Raw genomic sequence first — 19820 nt, 5'->3', positions numbered from 1 at the left:
TTGTGTGTGTCAGTACTCGGTGGTTTTTGCTAACGATTTAAAAACCGGGCTGTTCTCCGGGCTGATGGTGCTGCGCCAGTGGATAACGCCGGGTGTGGTAGCCAGCTCAAACGGCTCGTCGGCGTGCGCGCGATTAAGAATTCGCGCCGCGCGCCAGGCCATCAGGCTGAGCTGGGGTTCGGCAATGCCGAGACGGTGCATCCCGGCGTTCACGGCGAACAGGCGGTTGCTCTGCGGACCGTCCCATTCGAGAGTGAAATCATTGTTAATGCAGAAGGTTTCGTCCGTATCCAGATGCAGGCGGTGAGACAGCGGCGCGAGGAACGCGGGCTGCACGGCGCGGTAGCCGGTGGCGAAAATCACCACGTCGCTCTCCAGCTGCTCGCGGCCGCCGTCGAGGTGATGCTGAATGCTCAGGCGATGGCCATTTTCCTGGCGCGTCAGGGACGTCACCGAGCGGGACGGCAGGAGATGCGCCCAGGGTTTTTCACGCAGCACTTCGAAGCGGTGGTACATGGCGCGGTAAATCGCCAGCAGGGACTCGGTGGTGATCCCGTCGGAGGTCATCTTCTGCTCGTGCAGCATCTGACGACGGGCCTCTTCACCCAGCGTGGAGAAGCTGTCCACGTACTCCGGCGTGAAATACTCGTTGGCAAAGGCGGCTTCATCCAGCGCGTTGTAGTTGTTGCGGCGCGATATCCAGTTCAGGCTCAGCGGCTGGCCCCATTCGCCGCGGAAGATATTCAAAAACAGGTCGGCCCCGCTCTGGCCGCCGCCGACGACGGTGACGCGCTTGCCCGCGAGATCCGGCGTGCGCAGCATCATCTCGCTGGCGTGGAAGCAGGTATCGTCCTGCGTCGTGACGCAGTCAGGCAGGTTGATCTGTTTGCCAATCCCCACGCAGACGTGGCGCGCCAGGAAACGGTCGCGCTGGGTCATTACCTCAAACAGGCCGCTTTTCTCATCAAAGCTCACCTGCTGTACCTGCTGGCTGAAGGCGAGGTTGGTAAGGTTTTCCGCCGCCCAGCACAGGTAGTCCGCAAACTCTTCGCGGGAGACGGTGCGCTGCTCGGTAGTCAGGAAGCGGTAGAACTTTTTGCGCTGCACCAGGTAGTTCAGGAAGCTGTGGCGGTTGGTTGGCTCCACGGCGCTGACCAGATCCTTCAGGAAGCTGGTCTGCATGTGGCAGTCCGGCACCATCATTCCCGGGTGCCAGGAGAAGTGCGGTTTACGCTCAAGGAACAGCGAGCTAAAGCCGTCCAGCCCTTCAGCCAGAGCGGCGATGCTGAGGTTAAACGGGCCAATACCAATGCCGATGAAATCATAGGTTTTCATTGCGCTGACTCCCGGGAGGCGAGAAAAAGAGGGTTATCAAGGTCGGTGACATAGTTCGGCAGCATGCGGCTGCCGCCGTCGTGTTCGGAGAAGGTCAGTTTGACCGGGTTGAGGATCACGCGAATAATCTGCGGCTTGAAGAGATCGAATTTGGCGAAGCGTTCTGCCAGATCCGGGTGCGCCGCCATATAACCCCGTAAAACCCCGGCCAGAAGCTGGTAGAAACGCGTTTCGCTCACGCCGCATTGCAGCGTGAGGCGCGAGATAAAGCGCAGCACCGTCACAAAATTACCGGTTTGCAGGTCGTGAATAATGTAATCCGCGCTCAGGCGCGCCGTGACGGCCTTCACCTGCTCCGGCAGGCTCTGGGCCTGCGGGAAATCCTCATCCACCAGGCGCATATCGCCCTGGAAATCTTTCAGCAGAATGCGCTGCGGGACGTAATCCTTCATCACCAGCGTCACGTTCTGGCCGTGGGCGATCAGCGCCACGCCGTAGCGGCAGAGCAGGTGATAGAACGGGATCACCGTTGCCTCAAACAGCTTTTCAAGCCACGCGTCGGCGCTTAGCCCCGAGCGTTTAATCCACGCGTCGATCAGCGGGCGCCCGGCATTGTCGGTTTCCATCAGCGCCGCCATCAGCACCGCCTGTTCACCGTCTTCTACATAACAGGACGGATTCTCGCGCCAGATCACCCCCAGCATCTCCTGATAGCGGTAGGGCGCTTTCGGCAATGCGGCATAGCCCGGATGCGACAGATAACCGGCGGCGGGTTCGCCAAGCACCTGAGCACCGGAGCGGATCAGCGTGGCGTCGGTAGCGAACTGCTGCTGCAGCCAGCGCGAAGCCAGCGGCCCGGCGGCAATGTACTTGCCCGGGATGCCGCGATAGCAGGAGGTGTTGTAGATGGTCAGCGGAAGCTTGATGTCATACGGCGCGCGACGGCTGGCGTTAGTGAGCGTGCGCAGGGACTGCTGCGCCAGATACTCGTCGCCAAATTCGCCCAGCTCAACCATCTCACCGCGCGCCAGCTGCGCCAGGAAATGAACGGCGATCTTCTGCTGCCACTGCCACGGGTGCAGCGGCACCGGCAGCCAGCCGTCGTTGAGACCCAGCGCGTGCCAGCGGGCGTCAAAGCGGGCGCGCTCGGCGTTGTCCATGGCGCTGGCCAGCAGGGCGCTGATATCGCAATCGGCGTCGCTGCTCCAGACCAGATGCTCCCGCTGAACGGCGACCCAGTGCAGGCGAAAACGTCCGCGATACTCAGGCGCGTACTGACGCAGCGCGTCCAGGCCCCAGCCGCGGCGACCTTTGTTGAAAATAAACTTCGGGTGACCGCTCATCAGACACTGTAATTCGTCCGGGTCGAGGTGGATTAGCGCGTCCGCGTCCAGCGCTTCACGCGCCTGCAGCAGCTGCATGTCGCCGCGCAGCGTGGCGTAGAGATCTTCCATATGCTCTGCCGTTTGCGCGTCGCTCATCTCCAGCACTTTCGCCAGCTGCAGCAGCGCGCGTTCCGCTTCCACTGCATCGCCGCTGGCTGTAGTCAGGGTATCCGGGTCGATATGCAGCCAGCCCCAGATCCCGCGCGTGGCGCGAAACTGCCAGGACTCGTTGCCCATGGCGATGCGCCAGCCGTCCGACGAAACCGGCTCAGCGCGCAGGGTGCGTTCGTACTCCAGCTCGGCGAGGATCTTCGCCACCATCTCGCGGTTCACTTTCTGCCAGAGCACGTTCACAGTTCCACCTCGCTGAAGAAGCGGTGGCGCTGGCTCATGATGAGGCGCGAGCGCTTGTGCGGGAAGTCGAACTCTTTAATCGTCTCAAAACCGGCGGAGGCCAGATGGCGGAACAGGCGCTGGTTGTCGAAGCGCGGCTCGGCGACAATTCGCGCGGTGCGCGGTTCATCGAGATACAGATAGTGGCTCAGGCCGCGCAGCCAGCTGCGGATGTACTGCGCGCCGCGCCAGTTCTCTTCGCCCACCAGCATATGCAGGCCGCGGTCAAACGGCTGCCAGCGGTAGTGGCGGCCAATGCGGTCTTCCGCCGCCCAGTAGAGCTCAAAATAGCCGAACGGCTGGTCGTCGAAGTAGCCGATAACCGGGTAGCAGTAGGTCGAGTCAAGCTGACGGCGCAGGTAGCTTTCCTGCTCGGCCTGCGGGCCCGCCATCTCCCAGAAGGCGTTCACGCGCGGGTTGTTCATCCATTGGGTAAAGCGCTCGCCGTCCAGCGCCACGTCGGCTACGCGGAAGCTGAGGGTGCGCTTAATTTGCGGATCGTAACGACGGTACACTTCTCCCTGCGGGCGGTGAGGACGCAGCGGGAAGTACAGCTGACGGCTCTCATCAAACTGCATACCGCCGCTGGCCTGCGGCCGTTCGCCTTTCAGCCACAGCGGCAGCTGCCAGAAGGTGTCGCGTGCCAGATAGTCCCCGTGGGCCAGGCTAAACAGCGCCTGCGCCTGGGGTTCATCCTGCCAGGTCGCCCAGGGCAGGGTAACGCCGGTCAGCGCGGGTGCGGCAACAAACAGCTGATCGAGTGCTTCGACCAGCCAGCCGTCCGGGATCCCATTCAGACGCTCGAGCACCGCGCTGCCGTCGAGACCCAACGTCAGCTGCAGGTTTTTTTCCGTTGCGGTGCAGCGAAAGCCGTAGCCGGAATGGACGATATTCGCGATTGCCATTACGCCTTCTCCTTGTAAAACGGGTTGCTAAAGTCGAAATAGATCACCGCCGGATCGACGATGGTGTTTTCATTGCGATCGTGCAGGTAGCAGAAGAAGTTGCCTTTGCAGTTCCAGGTCGGGCTGTCGAGGACGTAGTCGAGGCAGCGGGTCTGCTTCGCCGTGCGGCGCAGTTCGGCCAGCGCGTCGCGCACGCGGGACATCAGGCTCTCCTCGCTGTCGAAACCGGCGGCGGCGAGGGCGGCGGTGACGGCAAGGGTAGAGTTCAGCAGCAGGTAATAAGGGAAGTAGCGCAGCAGCTGGCTCTCACCGAAGCGGTTTTCCACCTCCGTTTCGCCCGCCTCTTTCAGCCACGCGTCGGCTCCTTCGGTCCACGCGCTGCCCTGGCAGTCGCGGTAGATCAGCCCGACGGGGAAATCCTGCTGCATCTCAACGAGGATATTTTGCTGGTGCGCCAGCAGGACCAGACCGTAGTCCGCCTCGGCGCTGAACAGCGGGAGCAACACGCGGTCGCAGTAGGCGTCCAGCCAGCAGCGGGCGGCCTGGGCGAGGGGTAAATCCAGACGCTGGCTCAGACGGCGCACCGCGGAGGCCAGCAGGCTGTCGCCGCCGTCCGGCGCGGCCTGGGTCAGGCTCACCAGCACGTTGGTCTGGGTGTCTGGCGTATCGAACAGCAGATTGACGCGCAGGGCCATCAGGCTCTCTTCCTGAATAACGCCGCTTTCGTCACGCAGCCCCGCCCAGCCGTCCTCCTGCATCACGCGCATGGTCGGGTAGCGTGACTGTAATTCTTGCCAGCGCTCCGTTTTCGCCAGGCGCGCCAGGCGCATTCCGCGCTTAACTTCTTTGACCGACAGCGTGCGCACGGAGTTGGTCAGGCGCACGCTGAGGGAGAACTTAATCATGTCGCTGTTGGTTTCGCTGTACAGCGAGCGGGAGGAGCTGGTGGGCAGCCACTGCGCGCCCGCTTCACCCAGGTCCTGCAATGCACCGTTTTCCGCCAGACGCTGGCACCAGGCCTGCTCCAGCAGAAAGTCGGCCTGCCACGGATGCATCGGCAGCAGCCAGCGGGTGTCGGTGAAGTGGCCGAGCAGCTCAGGCGCGCTCTGGGCCGCGAAGCGCAGCAGGCGCTCGCGCAGGGAGACGTTCAGACTGTCGCCGGCAACGAGCGCGCTCTCAACGGCAAACCAGCGCAGCGGGAAGCGGGAGGAGAAATCAGGAAGATAGCGACGCGCCTCTGTTTCGTTGAACGGCTCGTGCGACTTCGGCGCCGGGTGAAACGCGTGGCCGACCAGCAGCGCCTGTTCCGCTTCAGCAAAAGTCAGTGGCTTATCGCGCAGGTTTACCCAGCCGTGGCGGAGATCGATCGCCTGCCAGGTGTGGGCATGGCTTTCGAGAACGCGCTGCTTAAAACGCGCCAGCGTATCGGCATCCAGCGAGCCTTTTACTGACGGTTTTTCAAGAATTAAATCAACCAGTTGATCAAATGTGACGGCGTCACCGTCATCACTGTTGCTCTGAAGAAGCGTGGCCGGGAAACGGTACAGATGATGCTGGGTGGGAGAGAAATAGCGTACCGGAACCCGAAGCGCCTGGGTTTGGGACAGCGGGATATGAATGTTCGGTAACGCATCCGCAGCGGTAGCGGGGAGATAGCGCCAGTCCTTCGTTTCGCGCAACAGGGCGTTCAAAAAACACTGGGCTGCAACGTCTGTACCGGCAGAGCGGGGCAGAGCACGCATAGATGTACCTCATTCCATGATTGATAATAATTCTCGTTATGATATTCATTCTGTTTACAGTCGCAACCATTTTTGCAATATTTGTTTTCATAAACTTCATGATTTCCACACATTTATTGACACTATGTTCACATTCTCATGCGCACTGACTCAGAAACATTGACCGAAAAGGTCATCTCAAAAGCCAACTGGCCCCTGGCGCTATGTGCGGGTTTATTAGGTATCGGGCAAAACGGCCTGCTGGTGATGCTCCCGCAGCTGGTGACCCTGACCGGGCTGTCGCTCTCGGTCTGGGCCGGTCTGCTGATGTTCGGATCCATGCTCTTTTTACCGGCCTCGCCCTGGTGGGGACGCCAGAGCGAGCGGCGGGGATGTAAGGCCGTGATGGTGGCCTCGCTGAGCGGCTATCTGGCCAGTTTCGCCGTCATGGCGCTGGTGGTCTGGGCGATGGCGGCCGGAAGGCTGGATACCGTCTGGGGACTGGCGGGACTGATTCTTTCACGTCTGCTTTACGGACTGACGGTCTCGGGGCTGGTACCTGCGGCCCAGACGTGGGCTATTCAGCGTGCGGGGCTGGAGAAGAGAATGGCGGCGCTGGCGACGATAAGCTCCGGCCTCAGCTGCGGACGTTTGCTCGGCCCGCCGCTGGCGGCGCTGATGCTCAGCGTCAGCCCGGTCGCGCCGCTCTGGCTGATGGCGATCGCGCCGTTAATCGCGCTGCTGCTGGTGCTTCGCGAAGCCGCAGACCCGCCGCTGCCGCCGGTGGCGCACCAGGCGACCCGCCTGCAGGCCTCGATGCTGCCGTTCCTGCTGCTGGCGCTGCTGCTGGCGGCGCTGGTCAGCCTGATGCAGCTTGGCCTGTCACCGCATCTTAGCCCTCTGCTGGAGGGCAACGCCCGGGAGATCAGCCATCATGTTGCGCTTCTTCTGAGCCTGGCCGCGCTGGCCACGCTCGCGGCGCAGTTTCTGGTGGTCCGCCCGCAGCATTTCACCCCGGTGACGTTGCTCTGCATCGCGGCGGTGTTAATGGTTGCAGGGCTTGGGCTGATGACCGTCGCCGGTTTAACGCTGTTCTACGTGGGGATTGTTATCACTTCACTCGGGGCGGCGATGGCCACGCCGGGCTACCAGCTTCTGCTGAACGACAGGCTGACCACCGGGAAAGGCGCGGGCGTCATCGCCACCAGCCACACGTTAGGCTACGGCGTCAGCGCGCTGCTGGTGCCTGTAGTGACGCGCTTTTACGGCGAGCAGTCTTTGACGGTGGCCGCATGGGGAATGGCAGTGCTATTTTTAGCGTTGAGCATAGGGGTACGGTCATCCGAGCGGACCCCTGCTGAAAAGTCTTAATGGATCTGGCGGGAGGAATGGCCGCCAGACTCCTCATTTTGCCGCAGACGCTGGAGCGGATCCTGCTGATAAAACTGGCAGAAACGCTGCCACAGCGCCGGGAAGCGGGGCGCGAAAAGCTCTGGCGCGCTGAAGAAATACTCCGAGAGCACCGCAAAGCACTCGGCCGGGTCGGTTGCCGCATAGGCGTCAATGCTGGCCGCGCTTTCGCCCACCAGGTCTATTTCATCCTGAATGTTATCCATCGCCGCGTGCAGATCGTGCTCCCAGCCCGCCACTTCGCGAAGCGGGATCAGCGGAACTCCGCTGGCGCGATCGCCGTTGCGGGTATCGAGCTTATGCGCCACTTCATGGATAACCAGATTAAAACCGGACGCATCGAACGAGTCCTGAATGTCGAGCCAGTTGAGGATAATCGGCCCCTGCTGCCAGCTTTGTCCGGATTGCACCACGCGCTGGTTGTGCACCAGCCCAATGTCATCTTCCCACTCGTCATCGACGATAAAGGGGGCCGGATAGATCAGCACTTCGTGGAAACCGTCCAGCCACTCGATACCCAATTCCAGCACCGGCAGACAGAAAAGCAGGGCGATGCGCGCGTTTTTCAGGGGATCGAGTTCGAAACCCTGCAGTGGAACCAGGCGTTTTTGCTGTAAAAAACGATCCGCCAGCTGAACCAGTTTCGCTTGTTCATCCGGCTTAAGATTAGCCAGAACAGGGATCGTCAGCGCGTCATCCCATGGCAGCGCCATATCCCGGCCAGCTTCATTCGTTTTCCAGGGCCACTTTATCATCGCTTTGCTCGCAAACTCGTCACTTGAACAAAAATGGGAAAGTCAGGTTTGGTTAAGATGCCAGAAAATCGCTCACTGCGACAATTCCAGCCTGAATAAACTATCATTCGTACGTAGCGGTGGGTAGCGGTTTACGGGCATCACCTTCATTTTGTGAAGTCTGTCGTAGCCTGCATCCACCGGTCTGGTGAAGAAATCAGTACAGTATTGAAAAGATGAGCGATTTCAAAGGTAACAAGCAGGACCTGCCCAGCCGGGCGTGCGCGCACTGCCAGCGGCCCATGACGTGGCGCAAGAAATGGGCGAAATGCTGGGATGAGGTCAAATACTGTTCCGAGCGCTGTCGAAGGAGCCACCGTTGACCGAACTGCGCCTGATCCTGGGCGATCAGCTTAATCCGCACCACAGCTGGTTTGATGCCTGTAATCCAAATGTCATTTACGTGATGCTGGAGCTGCGGGCCGAAACCGCGTACGTGCTTCACCACGCTCAGAAAGTGATCGCCATTTTTGCGGCCATGCGCGCGTTTGCCTCTGCGTTAAAGGAGAAGGGGCATCGGGTGAGGTATGTCCGGCTCGCTGACGACTCAAACCGCGGCGCGCTGGAAGACAATCTCAACGCGCTTGTCGCGCATTACGGCGCCGACAGGGTGATATGGCAGGAGCCCGACGAATGGCGCCTGGACACGCAGCTGCAGGCGTGGGCGAAAGCGGCGTCCGTCGAAACGGCCTGCGTCAGCAGCGAGCATTTCTTCACCACCCGTGAACAGGTGAGCGCGTTCTTTGCGACGCGCAAAAGCTGGCGAATGGAGTACTTTTACCGGGAAATGCGTCGTCAGCACGGCATACTGTTAACCTCTGAAGGCGAGCCGGAAGGGGGAAAATGGAATTTTGATGCTGAAAACCGCAAACGCTGGTCCGGCGAGCCGCCCGCGCCGGAGGATTCGCGTCCGCGCCACGATTATTCAGCCTTATGGGCAGAGATCCAACGCTGCGGCGTAAACACCTTCGGTGAACCTCAGGCCGGGAATTTTCGCTGGCCGCTCAACCGTTCGGAAGCTAAAGCCAGGCTGGATGAATTTATCGCTCACGTGCTCCCGCAGTTCGGCGCCTGGCAGGACGCGATGCACGCGGAGGAGCCTTTTCTTTTCCACTCGTTAATTTCGTTCGCGCTGAACACCAAAATGCTTAATCCGCGGGAAGTGGTGGCTGCCGCCCAGCAGGCATGGCGTTTGGGCCATGCGCCGCTGCCAGCCGTCGAAGGGTTTATCCGACAAATTCTCGGCTGGCGGGAGTACGTGCGTGGGATCTACTGGTCTCAGATGCCGGGCTATCGGGAGCTGAATGCCTTAGACCAGCACGCCCCGCTGCCGGACTGGTTCTGGACCGGCAGGACGCAGATGCGCTGCCTGGCGCATGCGATTGGGCAGTCCCTCACCGAGGCTTACGCCCACCATATCCAGCGCCTGATGGTCATCGGGAACTTTAGCCTGCTCAGCGGCCTGTCGCCGCAGGCGGTTCATGAATGGTATCTGGGGGTCTATATTGATGCCTTTGAATGGGTGGAGCTGCCCAATACCCTCGGAATGAGCCAGTTTGGCGATGGCGGGTTGCTGGCCAGTAAACCCTACGTCTCAAGCGCGTCGTATATTCATAAGATGAGTAACTACTGTCAGGGGTGCCGGTATCAACACAGCCAGCGTACCGGAGAGCTGGCGTGCCCCTTCAATGCCCTTTACTGGGATTTCTTTGCGCGCAACCAGGCGCGTCTGGGTAACAATCCCCGCCTGGGCATCGTCTTTAAACAGCTTGCGGACATGAAGGAAGAGGAGCGGCAGGCCATTGCCGATCGCGCCGGGTATATTCGCCTGCATCTCAACGAGCTCTGACGTATTTCACCACCGCGCCGGTTGCGGTGGGTCAATAAGACGCTATTATTTTTGACTTTGTTGCGTATTCCCTGACAGGACATCCAGACGCTATGCCCGTGAATTTTGACCTTAACGATCTTTATGCTTTCAGAGCGTTAGTGGAATACGGTAACTTCCGTGTCGCTGCTGAATCTATCTGCTTATCCCAGTCGGCGTTGAGCCGCAGGATTGAAAAGCTGGAAGCCGCGCTGGGAAACCGGCTGTTTGACCGTACCACCCGCCGCGTGGCCTTAACGTTATACGGGCAAAACTTTGCTGAACGCTCCGCGCAGCTGCTCGACAACGTTGAGTCAATGCTGGCGGATGTCGATAAGGTCAGCGAAGAGCGGACGGGGCTGATCACGGTTGCCACGGTCCCTTCCGCGGCCTGTTACTTTATGCCCGATGTGATCCGTCGTTTTCAGTCTCGCTATCCGCGGGTTCGCATTAAGCTCATCGACAGCAGCGCGGGGAATGTGATTGACGCCGTGGCCCGAAGCCAGGCTGATTTTGGTATCTGCTTCGCAGGAAACCTGCCGTCTGACATCGAATTTTTCCCGCTGGTGGAGGATGTCTATGTTGCGGCGTGCCGAAAGGATCACCCCCTGGCGCAGAAGAGTCACCTGACGTGGCAGGCCTTTTACCAGCAGGATTATATCTCCCTCGATAAAACGTCAGGTAACCGTAACCTGCTCGATCGGATGCTGGGGGATATCGTTCCCGAACGCCCCAGCGTCTGCGAAACGCGCCACGTTACCACGATGCTCGGTATGGTAGAGGCGGGGATCGGCATTGCTGCCGTTCCCGCCATGTCGATGCCGACGTCAGAGCACACGCTGCTGACGCATCTGCCGCTGGTGGCGCCGGAAGTGAAACGCACCGTGGGGCTTATCCGGCGCCGGGGGCGCATCCAGTCCTACATTGCGGCTGAACTGGAAAAGCAGATCACCGAGCAGTATCGCCGGACGTAACGGGGATCATCCCCGTCTTCTGGATGACGGCCCTGGAGGGCGGTGAGGCGAGATAGGTCAGCAGCGCTTTCCCCTCCGCAGGATGTTCTGCGTGACGGGTGACCGCACCCGCGAAGCGCGTGATGTACTGCAGATTATCCGGGATTTTCCCGATAAAGGTGACGCCCTGAACCGGCAGCAGCTCGCTGACCTGCTGGAAACCGACGGCGTATTTTCCTTTCGCCACTTCTGAGGCGACAGGGATACGCTCGACCATTGTCGCTTTACCCGCCACTTCTTTTTCGATCCCCATTTTTTTGAACAACGTCTGGCTGACGTACCTGCCGCTGGCGCTGTCAGAGTAGGCGATGGAGCTGGCCTGCAGCAGCGTTTTGCGCAGAGCCGCCTCGCTGCTGATATCAGGGACATCCGCCCCTTTTTTTACCACCATGCCAACGGGGGAGTCCGCAAGTTCGGTTCGCGAACCCGGCTGGGTCTGGTCGGCTTTTTCGAGCTTCTCCAGCGCATCGCCCACCATAATCACCACGTCGGCTTTCTCGCCGCGCGCCAGTCGGTTTGGGATCGCCTGCAGCGTAGCGCCCATTGAGGGGCCGGGGATAATCACGATTTTATCCCCGGTCCGGCGTTCATAGTCCGGGGCCAGCTTTTCCAGGGCGGCCTTGAAGCCGCCTGAAATCATGACCTTCACGTCCTGGGCACAGGCATTAACGCTCAGGAGCGTCAGCACCAGCGCGCTGGCGGTAAAGCGATAGGTGCGTTTCATACTGCCCCCTGTGACTTGACGGTGTTTTGCAGCGATACCGCGCGGCGGCGGTAGAGGTAGAGCGTGGCCAGCAGGGCGCACACGGCGGCGAAACTCATCCAGTAGCCAGGCGAGGCTTTGTCACCGGTGTATTCAATCAGCGCGGTGGACATGACCGGGGTAAAGCCGCCAAAGACCGCCGTTGCCAGGCTGTAAGCCAGAGAGAACCCCGCCACGCGCACTTCAGCAGGCATAATCTCCGTCAGGGCCGGGATCATCGCGCCGTTGTACAGGCCGTAGAGGAAGGAGAGCCACAGCAGCACGATCAGCATCATGGAGAAGCTGGGCACGCTCGCCAGCAGCGTCAGGGCGGGGTAGCTGGTCGCCAGCGCCAGCAGGGCCATGGCAATCAGCACCGGCTTGCGCCCGAAGCGATCCGACAGCGCGCCGCCCACCGGCAGCCAGATGAAGTTAGAAATCGCCACCAGCAGCGTGACCAGCAGGCTGTCCGAGGCGCTGAGCATCAGCACCTTTTTGCCAAAGGTGGGGGCGTAGACGGTGATCAGGTAGAACGCGGTGGTGGTCATCGCCACCATCAGCATGCCCGCGACCACCACCTGCCAGTTGCCAAGGAGCGTTTTAAAGACCTGACGCATCTCCAGATGCTGGCGGCGCGCGCTGAACTCTTCCGTCTCCTCCAGCTTGCGGCGCAGGAAAAAGATAAACGGCACGATTAAACAGCCGAACAGGAACGGGATGCGCCAGCCCCATTCGCGAATGGCGCTCTCCTCCATCAGGGCATTCAGGGCAAAGCCCATCGCCGCGGCGACCATAATAGCGACCTGCTGGCTGCCGGACTGCCAGCTGGTGTAAAACCCTTTGCGGCCCGGCGTGGCGATTTCAGCCAGATAAACCGAGACGCCTCCAAGCTCCGCACCGGCGGAAAAGCCCTGCAGCAGACGGCCCGTCAGCACCAGCAGCGGCGCCCACAGACCGATGCTTTGATAAGAGGGGATAAGCACGATCAGGAACGTCCCCGCCGCCATGATGGAAAGCGTGACGATCAGCCCCTTTCTGCGACCTACCTTGTCGATATACGCGCCTAGCACGATGGCGCCTATTGGACGCATCAAAAAGCCCGCGCCGAAGACGGCGAAGGTCATCATCAGCGACGCAAATTCACTGCTCGCCGGGAAGAACGTGTGGGCGATGTAGGTGGCATAGAAGCCGAACAGAAAGAAATCGAACTGCTCAAGAAAGTTGCCGGACGTCACGCGGAGTATGGCGCCCGCTTTCGAGCGTACGGTTGCAGGTGAGGTTGAGGAAAACATGGTTATCTCCAGTTTATTGTTGACGTTTTACGCGTCTGTTTTTGAAAACTGGATCAGGATGAGGAAATAGATAAGCGCAAATGCCGCATCGGCTGATGCACGTTTTGCATGAATAGCCTTCGCGGGATCAATACAATTAATGACAACAATAACTTAACAATTGATTGATTTTTTATTCACCACTTTTTGCTAAGTGGCTGATATCACGGTTTTGTGACATGACGCAGGCGCATGTCTGTCTGCGACTGCCGGGCAGCGTTGCGCCACCCGGCCTGTCTCAACCTAGCGCTGTGAACAACCCGCGCACTGTTTGTTCTGGATCTGCTGAAAGAAATCGTTGCCTTTGTCATCCACCAGGATAAACGCCGGGAAGTTCTCGACTTCAATTTTCCAGATGGCTTCCATTCCCAGCTCCGGATACGCGACGCATTCCAGGCTCTTAATGCTGTTTTGCGCCAGCACCGCCGCCGGGCCGCCAATGCTCCCCAGGTAGAAGCCGCCGTGTTTATGGCAGGCGTCGGTTACCTGCTGGCTGCGGTTGCCTTTCGCCAGCATGATCATGCTCGCGCCGTGGGATTGCAGTAAGTCCACATACGAGTCCATACGGCCAGCCGTGGTCGGGCCGAGTGAGCCAGAGGCGTAGCCTTCCGGCGTTTTGGCCGGGCCTGCGTAGTAGATCGGATGGTCTTTAACGTACTGCGGCAGTTCTTCACCGTTGTCGAGCAGCTCTTTCAGCTTCGCGTGGGCAATATCGCGCGCCACGATGATGGTCCCGTTCAGCGACAGGCGGGTAGAGACCGGGTGCGCGGAAAGCTGTGCCAGGATCTCCTTCATCGGCTTGTCCAGATTGATGCTCACCACGTCGCCTTCGCCCTGCTGGCGCAGTGATTCAGGAATATACTGGCCCGGGTTGTGTTCCAGCTTCTCAATCCAGATCCCGTCGCGGTTGATCTTCGCTTTAATGTTGCGGTCTGCGGAGCAGGAGACGCCCATGCCGATTGGGCAGGAGGCGCCGTGGCGCGGCAGGCGGATCACGCGGATATCGTGGGCGAAGTATTTACCGCCGAACTGCGCGCCGAGGCCGAGGTTCTGCGCTTCCTGGAGCAGTTCCTGTTCGAGCTGAACGTCGCGGAACGCCTGGCCGTGTTCGTTACCTTCCGTCGGCAGCGCGTCGTAGTAGCGCGTGGAAGCGAGCTTCACGGTTTTCAGCGTGGCTTCCGCTGACGTACCGCCTATCACAAACGCGATATGGTAAGGCGGGCAGGCCGCAGTGCCCAGGGTGCGCATCTTCTCAACCAGGTAGTTTTTCAGCTTCGCCGGGGTGATCAGCGCTTTGGTTTCCTGATAGAGGTAGGTTTTGTTGGCAGAACCGCCGCCTTTTGCCATGCACAGGAATTTGTATTCGTCCCCGTCCACGCTGTAGAGATCGATCTGCGCGGGCAGGTTGGTGCCGGTATTCACCTCTTTATACATGTCCAGCGCCGCATTCTGCGAGTAGCGCAGGTTATCTTCAATGTAGGTGTTGTACACGCCCTGGCTCAGCGCCGCTTCGTCACCGCCGCCGGTCCAGACGCGCTGGCCTTTTTTACCCATGATGATCGCGGTGCCGGTATCCTGGCAGGTTGGCAGCACGCCTTTTGCGGCAATTTCAGAGTTACGCAGGAACTGCAGGGCAACGTATTTGTCGTTCTGGCTGGCTTCCGGGTCGTTGAGAATGGCGGCAACCTGCTTCTGGTGGGAAGGACGCAGCATAAACGCGGCATCGTGGAAGGCCTGCTGCGCCAGCAGGGTCAGGGCTTCCGGCTCCACTTTCAGCACTTCCTGACCGTCGAATTCGGCAACGGAAACGTGCTCTTTGGTCAGCAGATAGTATTCGGTGTCGTCATGGGAAAGAGGGAAGGGGTTCTGATAAAAAAACGGTTTATTCGACATAGTATTGCTCCACAAAAATAAAACCGCCGGAGGAGAAGTCCGGCGGTCAGGAATCAGAACATCATGGACATCCACGGATAACCAATCAGCAGCAGGGCCGCCAGGAAGATGGCACCGAAGATGGTGCCGAGGCGCCAGTAGTCTTTGGTTGGCAGGTAGCCGCTACCGTAGTAAATCGGGCTTGGGCCAGTACCGTACGGGGTGATGATCCCCATGACGCCCAGCGAGGTCACCATCAGCAGAACGAACACTTCCATATTCATGCCAGGGATGGTGGAGGCGATGGTCAGCATCGCAGGCAGCAGCGCCGTGGTGTGCGCGGTGGTGCTGGCAAACAGGTAGTGCAGCAGGTAGAACGCCAGCAGCAGGACGACGGTCGCCACGCCCGGAGAGATACCGCTCATCAACAGACCGCCTTCTTTACCTAACCAGCTGATAAAGCCGGTCGAGGAGAGGCCATCCGCCAGTGCCACCAGGGTGGCGAACCAGACGAAGGTGTTCCATGCGGCCTTGTTACCGGTGATATCGTTCCATTCCAGCACGCCGGTCCACAGCATCAGACCTACGATGAGCAGGGCCGCCATGGCAGGCTCAATCCACGCGGCAGCGAAGATCCACATCAGCAGCGCACAGCACACGAACACCAGCAGCAGAATTTCGTTGCGGGACAGTTTGCCGAGTTTTTCCAGCTCGCGGGTCGCCCACAGCGGCACTTCGTTATTCACTTTGACTTCAGGTGGGTAGAACCAGTAGGCCAGCAGCGGCATAGCCAGAATCAGCAGGATACCCAGCGGCAGGAAGGCGAGGAACCAGGTGCCCCAGGAGATATCAATCCCAACCGTACTTTTCACCAGCGCCAGGGCTAGCAGGTTTGGCGCGAGGGCGGAGAGGAACATTGAGCTGGTGATACAGGCTGCGGTGATCGCCACCCACATCAGGTATGAACCAATTTTACGCGCGCTTGGGTCATTAGGTTTTGAACCGTACAGCGGCGGCAGGTTAGCGATAATCGGGTAGATGGTCCCGCCGCTGCGCGCGGTGTTGGACGGGGTGAACGGTGCCAGCAGCAGGTCCGCAAACGTGATGGCGTAACCGAGCGTGAGGCTGCGACGGCCGAGGTACTTCACCAGAATCAGCGCCAGACGGCGGCCGAAGCGGGTTTTGTCATAGCCTGCGGCGAACATAAAGGCACCGAAAATCAGCCAGACGGTAGAGTTGCCAAACCCGCTCACCGCCCACTTAAAGGAGGCGCCCGCCAGCTTGAATTTCGGGTCAGCCAGCTGATCGGGGCTGAACAGCACCCACTGGCTGCACAGGGCGATGGCAACCACGCCGGTCAGGCCGATCACCGCACCCGGCAGCGGTTCGAAGATCAGACCGACGATCACGCCGACAAAGATGGCGAAGTAGTGCCATGCGTAAGGCGGCAAGCCTTCAGGAACGGGAACAAACAGCAGCAGTACGGCGACGATGACGGGTAGAGCCATCATCAGCAATCGTTTTGCGTTTCCATTTGATGCCTGGTTCGCCACAGGGGGCGTTACAGCAGTTTTTGTATTCATAGTTTCACGTCTTAAGTTGTCAAAAATTCGGTCGCACTGAAAAAGCACTTTATTTAGTTTCTTTGCTTTTTTTAGTTATTAAAGGTGCTTTTCTGTATTTTCAGTAATAGCGATTTAACGCGTTTTTGTGTGCGCTAAATTAAAAAAAAGATGATGTTTTTATATTGCGCTTTTGAATGCCGTAACTATTGATCGCGATCAAAAAAATAGAATTGCAGCGTTATTTTTATGCTTTTATTAATAACCACTCTGGCGTATGTGGTTATTGCCTGTTTTTTGCGTGTTTTTTATCATTTCTTTAACAATATAGATTTTGGTGTCATTGTAATATATTGTTTTTATTGATTTTGTATGTGTTAAGGTGAATTGGTTTTACCATTCATATTTTAACGTTTTTTAAATTATTGTGAATGGCTGAATTACAATCGCTAACACCAATGTGTTATTTGTGTTATCGCAGGGATTAAATAGTTTTTTAACTAACGTAATAACTTTAGAAACTAAAAAAATCATTATATTAATATCATGACATCGGCAAATAACGACGAAATAAAAAATCAATCCGATAACGAATTCTTAATTTTTAAAAGTTTGGAGTTTCTATTATGAGCACTAACGAACGCATTCTTAGCCCCTTCACATTACCGAATGGTACTGAACTGAAAAACCGTTTGTTAATGGCCCCTATGACAACCTGTACCGGCTATTTTGACGGCACCGTCACCAGCGAGCTGGTGGAGTACTATCGGGCCCGTTCCGGCAGCATTGGCACCATCATTGTGGAGTGTTGCTTCGTCGACGATCTCGGTCTCGCCTTCCCGGGTGCCATCGGTATTGATAATGACGAGAAAATTGCCGGGCTGGCGAAAATCGCGGAGGCCATTAAATCCAAAGGATCGAAGGCGCTGCTGCAAATCTACCACGGCGGCCGCATGGTCGATCCAAAACTGATTGGTGGCCGTACCCCGGTTGGCCCGAGCGCCGTAGCCGCGCCGCGTGAAGGTGCCGCAACGCCGGTTGCTCTGACCGCTGAAGAAGTGGAAGGCATGATTGGCAAGTTTGGTGAGGCGGTGCGCCGCGCCATCCAGGCCGGTTTCGACGGCGTGGAAATCCACGGGGCGAACACCTATCTGATTCAGCAGTTCTACTCCCCGAATTCAAACCAGCGCGACGACGAGTGGGGCGGCAGCCGCGATAACCGCGCGAAGTTCCCGCTGGCCGTGCTGGACATTACCCACAAAATGGTGCGCCAGTACGCGGATGACGCGTTTATTATTGGCTACCGCTTCTCCCCTGAAGAGATGGAAGTCCCGGGCATCCGCTTTGACGACACCATGTACCTGCTGGAAAAACTGGCGGCGCGCGGCGTGGACTATCTGCACTTCTCCGTCGGCGCGACCCTGCGTCCTTCCATTGTCGACACCCAGGATCCAACTCCGCTTATCGAAAAATACTGCGCGATGCGTTCTGAAACGCTGGCGCAGGTTCCGGTCATGGGCGTGGGCGGCGTGGTGAATGCTTCCGATGTGAATGAAGCGCTGGACCACGGTTACGACCTGATTGCCGTTGGCCGCGCCACCATCGCTTATCCGGACTGGACCGACCGCATCGCGGCCGACGAAAGCCTGGAGCTGTTTATGGACAGCACCAAACGCGAAGAGCTCAGCATTCCTGAACCGCTGTGGCGCTTCTCGCTGGTGGAAGCGATGATCCGCGACATGAGCATGGGCGAATCCAAATTCAAACCGGGTACCTTTGCTGAGAAGGTGCAGGATGACGCTAACGAACTGGTGATTAGCGTCAGTCTGGAAACTGACCGCATTGCGGACATCGAACTGGCCTCCGGCCCGAGCGAAGACGTTGAGTTTGTGACCAGCTTTGAAGAGATCCGTACCCGCATTCTGGATGCCAACACCCCGCACGTGGATGCCATCACCGGCGCAACCAGCCAGAGCGAGGCGGTGAAGAAAGCGGTCTCGAAAGCGATGCTGAAATCCCGCAAAGCGCTGGCCGCGGAAGAGGGCGTTGATCCGAACGAAACCCGCAGCGTAGACGTGGTCGTTGTCGGCAGCGGCGGCGCCGGTCTGGCGGCGGCGATTCAGGCTCACGACGAAGGCGCGAGCGTGCTGATTGTCGAGAAAATGCCGACCATCGGCGGAAACACCATTAAAGCCTCTGCCGGTATGAACGCCGCCGAAACCCGCTTCCAGCGCGTGAAGGGCATTCAGGACAGCAAAGAGCTGTTCTATCAGGAAAGCCTGAAAGGCGGCGGCAACAAGAACAACCCGGAACTGCTGCGCCGCTTCGTCGAGAACGCGCCGCAGGCAATTGAGTGGCTGGCCACGCGCGGCATCATGCTGAACGACATCACCACCACCGGCGGGATGAGCATCGACCGTACTCACCGTCCAAAAGACGGTTCAGCGGTGGGCGGCTATCTGATCAGCGGCCTGGTGCGTAACGTCAACAAACGCAACATCGAGGTGATGCTGGATACCTCCGTCAGCGACATTATCTTCGAGAACGGTGAAGTGACCGGCGTACGCCTGACTACCGAAGAGAACGAAACCGTCACCGTGGCAACCAAAAGCGTGATTGTCGCCACCGGCGGCTTCAGCGCCAACAGCCAGATGGTGGTGAAATACCGTCCGGATCTGGAAGGGTTCGTTACCACCAACCACAAAGGGGCAACCGGCGGCGGCATCGCGCTGCTGGAGCGCATCGGGGCGGGTACCGTGGATATGGGCGAAATTCAGATTCACCCAACCGTAGAGCAGAAAACCTCGTACCTGATTTCCGAATCCATTCGCGGCGGCGGGGCGATTCTGGTCAATCAGAAAGGGGAACGCTTCTACAACGAAATGTCGACCCGCGATAAGGTCTCGGCGTCAATTATCGCGCTGCCGGAGAAATACGCATACATCGTCTTTGACGAGCACGTACGTGCCAAAAACAAAGCCGCGGATGAGTACATCGCGAAAGGTTTCGTGACCAGCGCCAGCTCGCCAAAAGCCCTGGCTGAAGCGCTGGGGATGGATTACCACGCTTTCCTCGCGACGCTGGAACGTTACAACGGTTTCGTTGAGAAACAGCACGATGACGATTTTGGCCGTACCACCGCGCTGCGTGCGCCAATCAACGAAGGGCCGTTCTACGCCATTCAGATTGCGCCGGGCGTGCACCACACCATGGGCGGCGTGACCATCAACACCGAAACCTGCGTGCTGGACAGCAACCACAACGTGCTGCCAGGGGCGTTTGCGGCCGGTGAAGTGGTCGGCGGGATCCACGGCGGTAACCGTATCGGCGGTAACGCAGTGGCAGATATCATTATTTTTGGTACGCTTGCAGGACATCAGGCGGCTATGCGTTCGAAAAAGCAGTAAGACCCCTGTGTTGTAGGCCGGATACGCCCAGCGCTATCCGGCATTTTCCCCGGCGGCGCGGTGCTGGCCGGGGCTACATCTGA

The 19820-nt window shown here is 58.7% G+C and carries 14 protein-coding genes; 5 read left to right on the top strand and 9 right to left on the bottom strand.

Annotation, left to right across the window (positions count from 1 at the left end; genetic code table 11):
• Positions 1 to 9 precede the first annotated feature (9 nt).
• The 4 genes from NWV12_RS14165 to NWV12_RS14150 are packed head-to-tail and all read right to left on the bottom strand — an operon-like array spanning position 10 to position 5760.
• The gene (locus NWV12_RS14165; RefSeq protein WP_048980967.1) at positions 10 to 1335 is read right to left on the bottom strand and encodes a lysine N(6)-hydroxylase/L-ornithine N(5)-oxygenase family protein; all 1326 of its coding nucleotides are present in this window, start codon (positions 1333 to 1335) and stop codon (positions 10 to 12) included.
• Complete coding sequence (iucC, locus tag NWV12_RS14160) at positions 1332 to 3074, bottom strand: IucA/IucC family siderophore biosynthesis protein (RefSeq protein ID WP_048980969.1); 1743 nt, start codon at positions 3072 to 3074, stop codon at positions 1332 to 1334. The genes NWV12_RS14165 and iucC overlap by 4 nt, the downstream gene beginning before the upstream one ends.
• Entirely contained in the window at positions 3071 to 4018 is a 948-nt protein-coding gene (locus NWV12_RS14155; RefSeq protein WP_048980971.1) for a GNAT family N-acetyltransferase, read from the bottom strand. The genes iucC and NWV12_RS14155 overlap by 4 nt, the downstream gene beginning before the upstream one ends.
• Positions 4018 to 5760: an IucA/IucC family siderophore biosynthesis protein gene (locus tag NWV12_RS14150; protein ID WP_101744602.1), complete on the bottom strand. Its 1743-nt coding sequence runs from the start codon at positions 5758 to 5760 to the stop codon at positions 4018 to 4020. The genes NWV12_RS14155 and NWV12_RS14150 overlap by 1 nt, the downstream gene beginning before the upstream one ends.
• 138 nt (positions 5761 to 5898) lie before the next feature.
• Here NWV12_RS14150 and NWV12_RS14145 point away from each other — a divergent pair, with 138 nt between their 5' ends.
• Complete coding sequence (locus NWV12_RS14145; protein ID WP_048980975.1) at positions 5899 to 7110, top strand: MFS transporter; 1212 nt, start codon at positions 5899 to 5901, stop codon at positions 7108 to 7110.
• Here the strand turns inward: NWV12_RS14145 and mtfA are convergent.
• Positions 7107 to 7904 carry a DgsA anti-repressor MtfA gene (gene mtfA, locus NWV12_RS14140; RefSeq protein WP_033145920.1) on the bottom strand — a complete coding sequence of 266 codons (798 nt, stop codon included), beginning with the start codon at positions 7902 to 7904 and terminating at the stop codon, positions 7107 to 7109. The genes NWV12_RS14145 and mtfA overlap by 4 nt on opposite strands.
• 215 nt (positions 7905 to 8119) lie before the next feature.
• Between mtfA and NWV12_RS14135 the strand changes: the two genes are divergently transcribed.
• The 3 genes from NWV12_RS14135 (at position 8120) to NWV12_RS14125 (ending at position 10784) form a co-directional block, all read left to right on the top strand.
• Positions 8120 to 8266: a DUF2256 domain-containing protein gene (locus tag NWV12_RS14135; protein WP_071891562.1), complete on the top strand. Its 147-nt coding sequence runs from the start codon at positions 8120 to 8122 to the stop codon at positions 8264 to 8266.
• Positions 8263 to 9792, top strand: a complete 1530-nt coding sequence (locus tag NWV12_RS14130) for a cryptochrome/photolyase family protein (protein WP_172620288.1) — start codon at positions 8263 to 8265, stop codon at positions 9790 to 9792. The genes NWV12_RS14135 and NWV12_RS14130 overlap by 4 nt, the downstream gene beginning before the upstream one ends.
• Positions 9793 to 9884: 92 nt before the next feature.
• A complete protein-coding gene (locus tag NWV12_RS14125) occupies positions 9885 to 10784 on the top strand; it encodes a LysR family transcriptional regulator (protein WP_045887829.1) in 900 nt (299 codons plus the stop codon).
• Here NWV12_RS14125 and NWV12_RS14120 read toward each other — a convergent pair.
• The 4 genes from NWV12_RS14120 to NWV12_RS14105 all read right to left on the bottom strand — a co-directional run bounded on the left by NWV12_RS14120 (position 10759) and on the right by NWV12_RS14105 (position 16351).
• Positions 10759 to 11547, bottom strand: coding sequence for a substrate-binding domain-containing protein (locus NWV12_RS14120; RefSeq protein ID WP_048980979.1), 789 nt, complete (start codon positions 11545 to 11547; stop codon positions 10759 to 10761). The two genes, NWV12_RS14125 and NWV12_RS14120, sit on opposite strands and share 26 nt — an antisense overlap.
• On the bottom strand, positions 11544 to 12857 hold the full coding sequence (locus NWV12_RS14115) for an MFS transporter (RefSeq protein WP_048980981.1): 1314 nt from the start codon (positions 12855 to 12857) through the stop codon (positions 11544 to 11546). The genes NWV12_RS14120 and NWV12_RS14115 overlap by 4 nt, the downstream gene beginning before the upstream one ends.
• Positions 12858 to 13139: 282 nt before the next feature.
• Entirely contained in the window at positions 13140 to 14789 is a 1650-nt protein-coding gene (gene fumA, locus NWV12_RS14110; protein WP_023312328.1) for a class I fumarate hydratase FumA, read from the bottom strand.
• Positions 14790 to 14842: 53 nt separating this feature from the next.
• Complete coding sequence (locus NWV12_RS14105) at positions 14843 to 16351, bottom strand: anion permease (RefSeq protein ID WP_072210827.1); 1509 nt, start codon at positions 16349 to 16351, stop codon at positions 14843 to 14845.
• A gap of 605 nt (positions 16352 to 16956) precedes the next feature.
• Here NWV12_RS14105 and NWV12_RS14100 point away from each other — a divergent pair.
• Positions 16957 to 19737 (top strand): flavocytochrome c, encoded by a 2781-nt coding sequence (locus NWV12_RS14100; protein ID WP_048980982.1) that lies wholly within the window; start codon positions 16957 to 16959, stop codon positions 19735 to 19737.
• The last annotated feature ends 83 nt before the right edge of the window (positions 19738 to 19820 follow it).

The organism is Enterobacter sp. Crenshaw, assembly GCF_024734705.1.
GTDB classification, from domain to species: Bacteria; Pseudomonadota; Gammaproteobacteria; order Enterobacterales; family Enterobacteriaceae; genus Enterobacter; species Enterobacter asburiae_B.
This window is presented reverse-complemented; position numbering and strand designations above follow the sequence as displayed.

Bases quoted from the DNA above. Each gene is read 5' to 3' on its own strand.
- NWV12_RS14145 (WP_048980975.1), top strand. From the start codon at position 5,899: ATGCGCACTGACTCAGAAACATTGACCGAAAAGGTCATCTCAAAAGCC.
- NWV12_RS14115 (WP_048980981.1), bottom strand. From the start codon at position 12,857: ATGTTTTCCTCAACCTCACCTGCAACCGTACGCTCGAAAGCGGGCGCC.
- fumA (WP_023312328.1), bottom strand. From the start codon at position 14,789: ATGTCGAATAAACCGTTTTTTTATCAGAACCCCTTCCCTCTTTCCCAT.
- NWV12_RS14105 (WP_072210827.1), bottom strand. From the start codon at position 16,351: ATGAATACAAAAACTGCTGTAACGCCCCCTGTGGCGAACCAGGCATCA.
- NWV12_RS14165 (WP_048980967.1), bottom strand. From the start codon at position 1,335: ATGAAAACCTATGATTTCATCGGCATTGGTATTGGCCCGTTTAACCTC.
- mtfA (WP_033145920.1), bottom strand. From the start codon at position 7,904: ATGATAAAGTGGCCCTGGAAAACGAATGAAGCTGGCCGGGATATGGCG.
- NWV12_RS14150 (WP_101744602.1), bottom strand. From the start codon at position 5,760: ATGCGTGCTCTGCCCCGCTCTGCCGGTACAGACGTTGCAGCCCAGTGT.
- NWV12_RS14135 (WP_071891562.1), top strand. From the start codon at position 8,120: ATGAGCGATTTCAAAGGTAACAAGCAGGACCTGCCCAGCCGGGCGTGC.
- NWV12_RS14125 (WP_045887829.1), top strand. From the start codon at position 9,885: ATGCCCGTGAATTTTGACCTTAACGATCTTTATGCTTTCAGAGCGTTA.
- NWV12_RS14120 (WP_048980979.1), bottom strand. From the start codon at position 11,547: ATGAAACGCACCTATCGCTTTACCGCCAGCGCGCTGGTGCTGACGCTC.
- NWV12_RS14155 (WP_048980971.1), bottom strand. From the start codon at position 4,018: ATGGCAATCGCGAATATCGTCCATTCCGGCTACGGCTTTCGCTGCACC.
- NWV12_RS14100 (WP_048980982.1), top strand. From the start codon at position 16,957: ATGAGCACTAACGAACGCATTCTTAGCCCCTTCACATTACCGAATGGT.